Genomic DNA, 12,903 nt, shown 5'->3' with positions numbered 1-12,903 from the left:
GATAAATTGTCCCCGGAATTTTAAATATTTGGTCCTGATTTTCAGGCTTACACGTTTTAAAATTTAAAATTAAATGAAATCAAGAAAAATACTTCTAGCGACTGCGGTGCTGTATTTCGGTGTATCCGAAGCTCAGCAGTCACAATACTTTACCCAAAAGGAAAATTACAGGATCAATCTGGCAGAAAATCTTTATCAGACTAAAATATACAACGCTTCCCAATTCGAGTATGCAAGACAATATTTCTATAACCAGAATCTGTCGCGCTCGAAAAAAGAAGCTGCGCAGTTTTTTGATAATGTGATAGGTGTTATTCTTCAGAAAAATCACGCGGAAGAAGGGTTAACTGCTTTCATCAAAGAATATCCGAACTCGGCCTATTTTGCGCAGGCAAATTTACCGTTGGCGGATTATTATTTAGCTAAAAAAGATTTTGAAAAAGCGTTGGAAACTTTGAAAAAAGTAAACCAATATCAGCTTTCAAAAGAAGAGAATACACAGTATATTCTGAAATTGGGATATGCTAAATTTATGATGGGGGATTCTAAAGGCGCAACAGATGCCCTGGAAGAAGCTTATAAAACGGCTGACGATTCTCAGAGAGGAGATATTGCGTATATGCTGGGACATCTTTATTATTCGAACAGACAGAATGATAAGGCTTTTCAGTATTTCGATTCGGTAAAAGATCAGCCGAAATATTCTAAACTGGTGCGTCCTTACTATGTTCAGATGTATTATAATGATAAGGATTATGACAGGGCTATTTCTGAGGGAAATGCTTTGCTGAACGAAAGTATTTCAGATTCTTACAAAGCGGAAGTCCACAAGATCATCGGGGAAAGTTATTTTATGAAGAAGGATTATACTTCGGCATATCCTCATTTGAAAGATTATCTGAACGTTCAGCAGAATCCGTCTGAAAATGACCTTTACGAGATAGGATTTGTGGCGGCTCAGCTTAAAAAATATGATGAAGCGGTTTCTTATTACAACCAATTATTGAACAGCAATTCTGCATTGGCTCAAAATGCCTATTATCAGCTTGGAAATGCGTATTTAGCAGTTGATAAAAAGCAGGAAGCATTATCGGCATTCCGTTCGTCTTACCAGATGGATTATGATGCGAAGGTAAAAAAACTGGCGCATGAACAATATGCTAAATTGAGTTACGACATCGGAAACCCGTTTGAAAGCGCATCGACGGTGATTCAAAAATACATCAATGAAAACCAAAATGATGCGAATTCTCCTGAGATGAGATCGCTTTTGGTGAAATCCTATCTGTATTCCGGAAATTATAAGGAAACGCTAAACGCAATCGACAGACTTCAGAATTCATCTCCTGACATTGATAAAGTGGATCAGGAAGTTTCTTATTTATTGGGAACAGAGGAATTTAACAAAGGAAATTATGACGAAGCGGAACAGTATTTCCTGAGAAGCTTAGCTTTTAATATTAATAAAGAATTCAACAACCGAGCGTTGTATTGGCTGGGTCAGGTCTATTATCAAAAAGGAAATTATCCTTCCGCAATTGCACGTTATGAAAAACTGATCAATCAGACATTCCCTGAAAAACAGCAACTGCCTTACGATTTGGGGTATGCTTATTTTAAATCTAAAAAATTTGATCAGGCGGAAACGTATTTCAAACAATATCTAAGCAATCCGAAACCTGAGTTTAAAAATGATGCTGAGCTTCGTTTAGCAGATATTAATTATGCCAACAATAATCTGAATGAAGCCATCGCGATCTACGATAAAAATGAAGATGCAACAGATTATACTTTATACCAAAAAGCAATGGCTTTAGGATTTAAAGGAGATACCCAGGCGAAAATTACCAACCTTAAAAATTTATTATCAAAATATCCGGGATCAGAATATTATGATGATGCTCAATATGAAATAGGAACAGCTTACGCGGCTCAGGATGATTTTACCAATTCAAACGACTTCTTCGGAAAAGTGATTAAAACGTCTTCTGACAAAGATTTGATAGCCAATGCATCTATTTACAGAGCGCAGAATTATATCGATCAGAATCAGAATGATAAAGCGTTGTCTGAATTGAAAACGTTGGGTGAGCAGTATAAAAATACGGCATACGCAGAGAAAATTGTTCAGGCTGCAAAACCAATCTTTACGAAAAGCGGAGATGTTGCCGGATATGAAAGTTTCGCAAGAAATGCTGGGGTAAACGTAGATGCGGCTGAAATCGATGAGATCAACCTTTCTACAGGGAAGCAATATTTTGCTAAAAAAGATTACAAAAACGCAATTTCTTATTACGAGAAATATTTAACACAAAACCCGACAGGCGAAGGTCTTTATCAGGCTAAATATGAGCTGGGAGAAAGCTATTACCAAACTAAAAATACAACCAAAGCATTACTTGTATTGCAGGAAGTAGCAAGCGTTCAGAACGATTATCAGGATGACGCGCAGACTCGTATTGCCCAGATCTATATTACTCAGGGCGATAATAATGAAGCGAAAAAATATCTTGAAAACATCAGAAATTCATCTAATATCAGCATTAAAAATTATGCTAATGTAGAGTTGATGAAAATTTATGCTGATGAAAAGAATTTCTCTCAGGCTGAAAAACTGGCAGACGCGGTAATTGCTAATAATAAAAACTCGGCAGCGGTAATTGAAACAGCAAAAGTAATCAAGGCGAGAAGTCTTATGAATGCAGGAAAAGATAAAGAGGCACAAGCAGCTTATACCTCTCTTGAAAAATCTTCTAACACTTCGGTCGCAGCAGAAGCACTTTATGCAAAAGCATATTATCAGAACAAAGGAAAAGCTTTCAAATCTTCCAACGAAACCATCTTTAAACTGGCAAATAATTATGCTTCAGAAGAGTTTTGGGGCGCAAAAGCATTGGTGCTGATGGCGAAAAACTATGTCGGATTGAAAGACAATTATCAGGCGAGTTATACCTGCGATCAAATCATAGAAAATTATAAAGATTTTCCTGAAATTGTGGCAGAAGCGAAAGAAGTAAAGAAGGCGATTAAAAAGTAAAATTATATTTAATGTATCAATCTAAAAATGTAGCAGTTTACCAATTTAAACGATTGGATACATTACCAGATTGGTATATCAATAAATTGGTACATTATTAATACAAAAAGTAATGAATAAAAGAATTCAATTATTATCCATCATATTTTTAGGGTTTTCGTCGGTGGCGTTTTCCCAGATCAAAGAAGAAAAACTGATTCTTACTAAAAAAAGAGAACCGGAAGTGAAGAAGATCGAAAAAAAGAAAACTTCTGTAGAAACCATTAAGAATTATCCGCCGGAAGAGAAGTCTCAGAATCCTGTAAAATATACCATTACAGATGTTCCTGCGGTTTCTGATTTCAAAACATCAACCATTCAGGGCGAAGATGTAACTCCGAAATTTGAAGGTAGTGCCCAGAATAATTATGTGCAGTTCGGAATGGGAAATTATGGCAAAATTTTAGGTGATGCCAATATTTCCAAAACGTTGAAAAATAAACTTGAAGTGGGATTAGATGCTCATTTTCTATCTACTCAAGGTCTGAAAAAAGAATATGATTGGGATTCTAAGCAAAGCTCAACTAAAATTGGAGCTTTCTTAAACTCTTACGGAGATAAAGGAAAATTTAATTTAAATGCCGAATATGGCCTGGATAGCTATAAATATTATGGAATCTATGCTTTACAGCCTTCAGCAGATGTAGATTTGGATCAGAGAGTGAATCAGTTTAAAGTCAATGGATATTATGATTTCTATTCTAATGAAATTTTAAATGATGTAAGGGTAAAATCTTCATTTTTAAACGATCATTTTGATGCGCAGGAAAATCAGGTTTCTATATTAGCTAATTTTTCAAAACACGCTGTAGAATTAGGAAAATCAGGTATTAATTTAAATGCTGATTTGGGGGTTGGATTAGAAAGTGTGAAGACAGATTTTGCATTGGAAAATAAAAATTCGTCCACTTTTTTCAATATGAATTTAGCGCCTAAGGTAACGTTCAGAAAAGGAGAGTCTTATTTGATGGTTGGTTCTTCTTTCTCGTTCCTGAATGCTAAAAATTCTAATCTTATTTTATCTGAACAGTTGAAGAATAACAAGACCTATTGGTTTCCTCAAGCAGAATTTCAATTGGCAGCAGCAAATGGATTTAAATTTTACGCAGGAATTGACGGAGGTTTAAAACTGAATACGTACAGTGATTTACTTCAGCAGAACCCGTTTATCCTTTCTGACCAATATTTGAAACCAACGGAAACGAAGTATCATTTTTATGTTGGTTTAAGAGGTGATATCGATGAAATGTTTAAATATGACATTTCTGCAGGATATGCAAAAATGCGTGATGTGATGTTCTTTAAAGGAAACGATCTTTTCACCAATGATTATACGCTAAACCGCTCTGCATACAACTTTGCCAATACATTCTCTGCCGTTTATGATGATGGAAATGTAAGCAATATCAAGGCGAATTTACAGTATTTCCCTTTGGCTAATTTAATCATCGACGGAGAGATTGGTTTCACCAAATATGACCTTAAAAACTACGAAAATATCTACAATGTTCCGTTGCTGAATGCCAGTATCGGTGCAAAATACACCATGTTTGATAAAAAATTATTGCTTGGTTTTAAAGGGATTTTTGCCAGCGACAGAACTGCTAATTCATTTGCTATTGAAGGAGTTGGCGCACCTATGCTTTATCAGTCTACAGAGAATACCAATGATAAAGTGGGGGGGTATGCAGATATAAATCTTTCAGCAGAGTATAAAATTCACAAAAATTTTAGTATTTTCGCACTCGGAAACAATCTTACAAGCTCAAAATATCAAACGTACAAAGGATATAAAGTTCTTGGTGCACAGATTTTGGGAGGTGTGAAGATTACTTTCTAAATATGAATGATGAGTAATTGATAATGAGCAATATTTTTATTATCAATTACTCATTACTTAATGAAAATGGCTTCGTAGTTCAACTGGATAGAATATCGGATTTCGGCTCCGAGGGTTGGGGGTTCGAACCCCTCCGAAGTCACTTCATAAAAAGAGAATTTGTAATATTACATTTTCTCTTTTTTGTTTTTTATTCCTTAAATGGGATCAGTATCAAAACTTGGGGACTAAGCAAAAAGTTTAACTCATCAGAACGTTTTTTGCTACTCTCGCAGATTTTGCAAATGATGCAGTTTTTTTCCTTACACTTTAAATATTGAACACCAAAGTTTAAGCAATAAAAAATCGGCATCATCATCTGTTAAAATCTGTGTATCTGCGGGAAATAAAATATTCGTGCATTCGTAGCTAAAATTTAACCACAAAAGTCACAAAAGCTTTTTAACACTTTAGTTATTTAAGCTTAATATTAAGCTGCGTAGAAGTGCAACTAAGTTTTTGAAGATCTTTGATTTTCTGCTGATTTGTTCTAAATCTGCGAAATCTGAGTAATCTGCGGGAAATAAAAATATTCGTGCATTCGTAGCCATAATATGCTGCCCTCAATTTTATCTTTGATAAAATCCTTGCGTCTTAAAAACATAGAGTATTAAAAAATATCTTTGCGACTTTGCGAAAAACCAACAGAAATAGCCCCACCAACGACAATCATATCAATCTATGGGAAATAAAAATATTGGTACATTCGTGGCAAAAAATACATGCAAACAATTTCTTCCAAAGTTTTGAAACTGATCCGTTTTTTATTTAATTGTTTCTTTAGGTTTCGCGACACTGTATCCACTTCTATAAGGCTACAAAGAACTGTCAGAGAAGGAAAATCAATAGCATTATCAATATAAACCATGTGATTTCACTTAAAAAGCCATTGCGTCTAAGCAAAAAAACACCGGAAAACAAAACATTTTCCGGCATTTTTTAATTTGAATAGAATGAACCGTTCACACTTTGAATATTGTAGGTTTGAAAATTGACTGTACCTGATTCATGAAGCTATCCAGAGTTGTCAGCTCAATATTTTTATTAAAAATAAGGGAGAATGAACATAAGGAGATCATATACCCTCCGATCATTTCAAAGGTTTCAAAATAAGAGGTTGTATTTTTGCCATCTTTTTGAATGCGGATAAGGTCTCGTTCTTTCATAACTTCAAGTGTATTAAGCCCCTCAGAGAGCCCTTTTCCCGTCGCTTTTATATAGCTTTCTTTCACTGTCCAAAGTTCAAAAAACATTTTTTTCCTTTCCTGGGGAGAAAGCTTTTGGAGCATTTCATTTTCCTTTTCAGTAAAGGCTAATGAGCAAAGTTCCGGTTTCATATCGGTTATCTTTTCAATATCAATACCCACTTTATGCTCCGCAACAACGCCAATCACCCAATTTCCGGAATGGGAAATATTGAAGTGAAGATGGGGAGATTCTGAGAGGAAAGGTTTTCCGTATTGCCCATATTCGTAGCTGATTTTCTCATTCTGAAAACCGTAATGGCTACATAAAAGCAACCGGATAATAAGATCTCCCAAAAGAGATCTCAGCGAGTCTATCGGTTTTCGAAAACGACCTATTTTTTCCTGTTTTTCACGAGAAACATACGGCATCAACTCCCGGATCAGATTTTCAGCGAAATTCTGATCAATTTTTACAGCATATATTTTCATATCAGAACCATTTTTCAATATTCCATTGATTTTTTTCAGCAGCAAGCGTAAGAATTCTATCAGGATTGATAGCCACTGCATATCTTACAGATCGCAGCATAGGCAGATCATCCGCCGAGTCCCCGAAGGAAATAGACTTTTCCAGATTGATCTTATTTTTACTGGCGTGCGTATCAATCATCACTGCTTTTTGAATCCCCGATACGACCGGACCTTTTACCTTTCCTGTGTACATTCCGTTTTTTACTTCAAGGCTCGAACAAAGTAATTCAGCACCAAATTCTTTAGCTAAAGGATTTAAAAACAGATCCAAAGATCCCGATACCAACACGATAGGAATACCCTTTTCCTGTAAAGAACGAACGACTTCAATCGCTTTTGTGAACAGCTTCTTTTGATATTGTTGATGATAACAATCGGGTATTAACAGTTTCATTTTTTCGACAGAAATTCCTTTATACTGATTGTAAATAGCGGCTGTAGACCTCTTTCGACTGATCTTGTCGAGTACAGTCCAGTAGAGAAAACGAAACGGCAGTACCGCCCTCCAGATCATATATCCGGAGCGCGACATTACCATTTTTTTAATATAAAGAAGGGGATTCACAATATTACTTTTACTCAGCGTACCGTCTACGTCAAAATAAGCAGCTTCCAGCCCTTCAGGTAAATTTTTCATATACTATGCTTTGGAAAAGAGATTTAAATATTTTGCAAGATCAGGAGCATATTCTTCACCTACGCATCCAAGATGGTCGCCTTCGATATCGGTGATATGAAGTGTTCCCAAACTTATTTCAGACCACAGTTCAAGAATATCGTCATTGATTCCTGTAGCCGTTGTCGTACGCTGATCCTTCGCTTTAAAATAACGGATATCACCAAAGTACGGAGGTGAGACAAAGCGCGATGCTTTAAAGTTCTGAGCAAAGGTGTTAAACGTCCTTTCCAGCAATTCTTTTGGCATTTCCCGATCAGAAAGTCGCTTCATCGCTTGCAGATAGGCATCAAATCGTTCAGATTGCGTGACGGAATTCATCTTTGTGAAAACAGAACTTACCTGAATTAAATCACTGTTATCCTGCATATTAAAAATAGCACCTTCGGGAAGCTCATTCTTATTTTCCTGAAGGGTTTTCGTAACCCATTCCATAAAAACAGATCCGTTCATTTCACCAAAACCGGCATCAGCAGGAGTAATTCCTAAATTCGGAAGAAAACGGAATTCTATGAAAAGATCATCATACACTTTGAAAGGAACCCTGATGGCATCAATAATGCAGAGATCAGTTACTTCAATTCCTTTTTCGCTAAGTCGTCTTGCCATTTCAACCGCGATCATACTTCCGATGGAATATCCGATCAGCTGTACTTTTCGCACTCCGTTTTCAAGGATGGAAGCGCAGTAATCGTCGGCAATACGTTCTAACAGCTGTTCACTGTCTATCGCACAATATCCCTCAAAATCGCCCACCGAAATTCCGTAAACGGCTCCGGATTCCTGATTAACCATTTCCCGGATCAGGTGTTTGTATCGGTCCAGAGTTCCTCCGCCGGCATGAAGTATGATCCGGTGGATTTCTGAGGAATCGCCGCCAAAATGGGTTAATGTTCCTATACGTGAGGCTTTATGTGGTTTTTTAGTCGGTTCAGAACCTTTCGAGTTTTGTTCCTGATCCCTGAAGAAATCAGATAATTCTGCAATAGTAGGAGAAGTCAGAATTTGCCTTAAAATCAAATCAAAAGTCAGATTACTCTGTCCTTTCTCAGCAAAAATATCACGCAGCTTTCCTGCCATCTGTGCCGATATCAGAGAATCTGCTCCATAATCGTTAAGGTTCTGATAAAGATCAATATGATCTGCCCCAAGAGCGCTGCTCCAGAGGTCGTGGATCATTTTTTCAAGCTCATCTTTAAAGTTCTGATGTCCTTCTTTGTGATGAGCGGTTTCCATAATGCAAAGAGACTCCAGTTTTTTGATGTCAACTTTCCCATTAACGGTTACGGGGATTGTATCAATTTTCTGAAGGTGAGTCGGAATCATGTATGAAGGTAATTTTTCAGCTAAAAACTTCGACAGATCAGAAGTTGGAGTTGAATCCGCCTGTTTCCCTGAAGTTACAATGAAGCCAAATAAATTTTTTATCCTGCTATTTTCAGAAGGAGATTTAGCAATCACCACGGCATGGAAAACCTCTGGATGCAGCATTAATGCTGATTCAATTTCTCCGAGTTCAATGCGGTGACCTCGTATTTTAACCTGCTTGTCTCTTCTTCCTAAAAACTCAATTTCACCACCGGGCATATATCTTCCCAGGTCACCCGTTTTGTACATGCGTTCACCATCGGAAGGGTGAGGGAAAAAGCGGTCCAGCGTCAGTTCAGCATCATTAAAATATTCTAAAGCCAGACCTTTTCCGGTAATAAAAAGATCTCCTGATTTCCATTCCGGGCAGTCGCGCATTTGTTCATCAAGGATACGGAATCCCTGATTTGAAAGCGGTCTGCCGTAAGGAATGCTGTTCCAGTCCGGCTGAAGTCCTTTATAAATATGGAAATTAGACCAAATCGAAGCTTCCGTAGCACCACCAAGACTGATCAGCTGTATAGAAGGGACAAGTTTTTTCAGGGTATCCGGAAGATTCAGAGGAATCCAGTCTCCTGATAAAAAGGCAAGTCTGAAAGAGATCCTGAGGTGGGGGATATACTGTTTCTCATTTTCGAGGAAGTTAACGAACATCTGCATGAGCGCTGGAGCCGTATTCCACACCGTGATCTTATTTTTTTGCATCAGTTCCAGCCAGTGGGAAGGATCGCGCTGACGGTCGGGATCAGGATAAATAATGGTTCCTCCGCTCCCCAGGATTCCGAACAGGTCATAAACCGAAAGATCAAATCCGAGCTGTGATAATGCCAGAACAGAATCTTTCTGATCAATTTCAAAGCGTCTGTTCATATCTTCTATCGTATTCAAAGCGCCTGAATGAGAGATTACAACGCCTTTAGGCGCTCCTGTAGAACCTGAAGTATAGATGATATACGCTGCAGCATTATGATCTTTAGTGAAATCTGCTGAAATGGTCTCTAAATGTATTTCGGTATTGCTTTTTAATGCATCAACAGCGATTCTATTAACGCTATCATTAATCCCATTCTCCTCCTGTAGGATTTCCTCGGAGGTCAGAATATATTGAATTCCGGCATTGGCGATGATTTTCTGCCTTCTTTGAGCAGGCTGATTAAGATCTATCGGAACATAAATTCCACCCAGAGCCAGTACTGCAAGAACGGCACTTACCTGATGATGAGATTTGGGAAGAGTGATCGCTGCTTTATCCTTCGGACTGAAACCTAATTGTTTCAGCTGCAGAGCTACGGAAGCAGCCTTTTGTTCGATGTCCTGATAGCTGAATGAACCATATTGATCGATTATAGCCGTTTTATTTCCATTAATTCTAAAGTTTCTGATGACGGGCTCGTGAAGAAGCATTTGTGGAAGTACCTGCGGTTCGTGGTTAAGAAGATCTCTTTCTTCCTGATGTCTTACAGGTAACGAAACCAACTCTTTTTTCAGCCATGCTTCAGGATGATCTGAAAGTTCATTAAGAAGGTTTTCAAAAGTTGAAAACATATCATCGATCATTTTTTCGGGGAAAATACCGTCGCGGGTGTCCCAATTGACTGAAAGTCCCTGTGCAGTATCCACAACCTGACAGTCAATGAATACCTGAGGGGTCTGGCTGATATTATAATCTCCCACTTGCCCTTTTAATCCTGATCCTTCTCCGGTATCCAACAGCCCGATTGCACTTGTAAGAACGACCGGTAAAAGAACTCTTCCGTTCTGTTGTTTTTTCGTCATTTCCCTTAGTACCTCAACTCCGGTAAATAAAGGATGGTCAAGATCGTCGAAAAGTTGAATATTCATTTCCTTCGCTGCTTCAGAGAATGTCTTTGGCTGTCTATAATCTACTTCAAGCAGACTGACTGAGGTAAAATCGCCCACAATTTGATGAACTTCGGGATGAAGAGGCATACGGTTGAGTACGGTAAGATTTAGACAGAAATGTGCTGTTTCACTCCATCGTTCCAATACGGAAGCATATACCGCAGCAACAGCGGAGGTTGGAGTAATTCCGTTTGATTGAGCAATCGTTTTAAAATTTTCCCATTTATCTTTTTCAATAAGGGTACTGTTTCTGGTGAAATGATTAGAAGAAATATCTTCACGGCGGGAGACCGGAAGAATAGGGCCTGCCGGTAGTGTCGCGACACGGTTCATCCAGTAATTTTTATCTTTGGAATATGCGGGAGTTTCACGGACTCCTCTTTCAGCAATGACGTAATCTCTGAAGCTTAGGCTCAGAGGAGAAAGCTCCGTTTCCGGATTGAAATACAATTTTTCGAACTCTGCCATGAGCATCCACATGCTGATCCAGTCTGCAATTAGAAATTCCATGGAGAAATGAAGCACAGATTCCTTTTTGTTATCCAATCGGGTCGTGGTGGTAACGGCGATGTCAAATAAAGGCCACTTTTCCGTATCATATACATGGTGGCTCATCCTATCTCGTACCTTATTCAAAGCAGAGTTCTGCCCGGACGTTGGCAACAGTGAAACATCTTCATAATGTACCTCAAATCGCGGTGTTTTCTGGTGAATGGTCTGAAATCCATGATTGCTTACGGTAGCTCTTAGCATTTCATGTCTTTCCATGAGGCGGTTCCATACATTTTCTACAAGATCATGATTCAGATCACTGTATTTCATTTCCATATAAAGATGACACGCCACCCCGCCGTATCTGAATCCTGGATTTCTTCCTAAAAGGTAGGCCGATTGCACATCGGTAAGCGGAAACGGGCTATAGCGGCTGGCAAGATCATTCTGAATAGTAACGGATCTGTTTTCAGATTCCAGAAATTCAAGAATCTGGGTTTTATGTGCCTTAAGTAATTCAATATCCTGTGGTTCCATCACTCCTTTCGGAGCTTTGAATTTTAATTTTCCTTCTTCTGTCCAGAGTTGAATTTTCTTTTTTCTGAAAGTATTCATGAGTTCCTGGACATCAACTGATTCTATAGAAGTTATCATATAAAAAATAGTAGATTGTTAAATTGATATTCGATTGAAATTCTGATCAGGAAATGCATATTTCCTCAGGTTCTGCCGGGATTTTTCCGGCGAGTTCAATCAGGGTGCTGATTTCAATCTTTTCGTATGAGGTATCAGGTCTTAAAGTGGGAGATCCTAATGCGTGGGTAAGATCATGCCACAGGCGCGAACATAGCAGCTCCAGATGAGCCCTTTGCTCGGGCTTTTCTTTTCCTGTAATCAGGTTTTTCATCATGATGAGGTCTTTTCCGATAGCTCTCGGCCACTGTTTCTGAAGGATCTCCTGATAAGTGGGTGGAAATTCAGGCCCCAAAATCAGGGTGCTTTTTTCATCCAGCTGATGTTCAGCAGAGACATTTCTTAACAGTTCATTATGCGGAATATGAAGCTGTGTTTTCCAGACAACTGGCCCGTGGGTATCGGTAAGAGACAAAGTTCCTCCCGAACAGCCGATGGAAATGGTATGCAGCAAATGCTGATGATTATCGGGATCATTAGGGTTTACCTCATTATGAGCCCTTAGGGTTAGAGGAATGCCTCCCCATTCACCAGTTAAAACCTGAAACGGTCCCGAATCTTTTATAACCTGTCGTATTTCCAGAGGTCTCGGATTGGGAAGCAGGTCGATCATCATTTGTACCAAAGGAAAAGATACCTGTGTAGCAAGTGCTATATCGAGATAAGCTACTTTTCCGGTTTCGAAAAGATGTTGCGCAACTTCTGCAAAACGTTTAAAAGCCGGAAGATGTACGTAAAGATTGCCTGTGATGAAATGAACATTATTGGATTTGGCAGCTCGCAGACATGAAGCGAGATCATTGTGGTGAACAGGGTGCTCCTGTATCACGTGAATTCCTTTTTCCATGCAGTAAAGCGCAAATTCGGTTCCTTTACCGCCCATCACTCCCGAGCGGAGGATGATGCAGGCGAGGTCAATATCATTGGGATCAAGCTCTTTGATATCATTTAAAAGAGGAATTCCGTATGCCGCCGCACATTTTTTTGAACGGTCACTTCCGCTGGCAATCAGGGCAACAATTTCGAAATCATCCGAAAGATTGCTCAACGCTTCCAGATAGAACTGCCCGAAAGTGGAGCCGATAACGACGGTTCTTATTTTTTGTGATGTATATTGTTTTTTTGTATTCATTTTTTA

General features: G+C 38.5%; 6 protein-coding genes and 1 tRNA gene. 3 read left to right on the top strand and 4 right to left on the bottom strand.

The features are described 5' to 3' along the window. The first annotated feature begins 73 nt into the window (after window positions 1-73). The 3 genes from VUJ46_RS05700 to VUJ46_RS05690 all read left to right on the top strand — a co-directional run bounded on the left by VUJ46_RS05700 (window position 74) and on the right by VUJ46_RS05690 (window position 5,058). Window positions 74-3,037 (top strand): tetratricopeptide repeat protein, encoded by a 2,964-nt coding sequence (locus VUJ46_RS05700; RefSeq protein ID WP_326984038.1) that lies wholly within the window; start codon window positions 74-76, stop codon window positions 3,035-3,037. Between the two features lie 112 nt (window positions 3,038-3,149). Further along, a complete protein-coding gene (locus tag VUJ46_RS05695) occupies window positions 3,150-4,916 on the top strand; it encodes a TonB-dependent receptor (RefSeq protein WP_326984037.1) in 1,767 nt (588 codons plus the stop codon). A 68-nt stretch (window positions 4,917-4,984) separates the two neighbouring features. Further along, a tRNA-Arg gene (locus VUJ46_RS05690) sits at window positions 4,985-5,058 on the top strand. 859 nt (window positions 5,059-5,917) lie between these two features. On the opposite strand, the gene VUJ46_RS05685 is transcribed toward VUJ46_RS05690, so the two are convergent. From VUJ46_RS05685 to VUJ46_RS05670, 4 genes are read right to left on the bottom strand one after another with little or no spacing between them, the layout of a single operon-like run. Then, window positions 5,918-6,631, bottom strand: a complete 714-nt coding sequence (locus VUJ46_RS05685) for a 4'-phosphopantetheinyl transferase family protein (RefSeq protein ID WP_326984036.1) — start codon at window positions 6,629-6,631, stop codon at window positions 5,918-5,920. A 1-nt stretch (window position 6,632) separates the two neighbouring features. Beyond that, the gene (locus tag VUJ46_RS05680; protein ID WP_326984035.1) at window positions 6,633-7,310 is read right to left on the bottom strand and encodes an HAD family hydrolase; all 678 of its coding nucleotides are present in this window, start codon (window positions 7,308-7,310) and stop codon (window positions 6,633-6,635) included. Window positions 7,311-7,313: 3 nt separating this feature from the next. Beyond that, window positions 7,314-11,726, bottom strand: a complete 4,413-nt coding sequence (locus VUJ46_RS05675; RefSeq protein ID WP_326984034.1) for an amino acid adenylation domain-containing protein — start codon at window positions 11,724-11,726, stop codon at window positions 7,314-7,316. Between the two features lie 46 nt (window positions 11,727-11,772). Next, entirely contained in the window at window positions 11,773-12,897 is a 1,125-nt protein-coding gene (locus tag VUJ46_RS05670; protein ID WP_326984033.1) for a Gfo/Idh/MocA family oxidoreductase, read from the bottom strand. Window positions 12,898-12,903: the final 6 nt, after the last annotated feature.

The organism is Chryseobacterium sp. MYb264, assembly GCF_035974275.1.
GTDB lineage: Bacteria > Bacteroidota > Bacteroidia > Flavobacteriales > Weeksellaceae > Chryseobacterium.
Note: the sequence above shows the minus strand (reverse complement) of the source record. Positions and strands in the feature narration are given on the sequence as shown.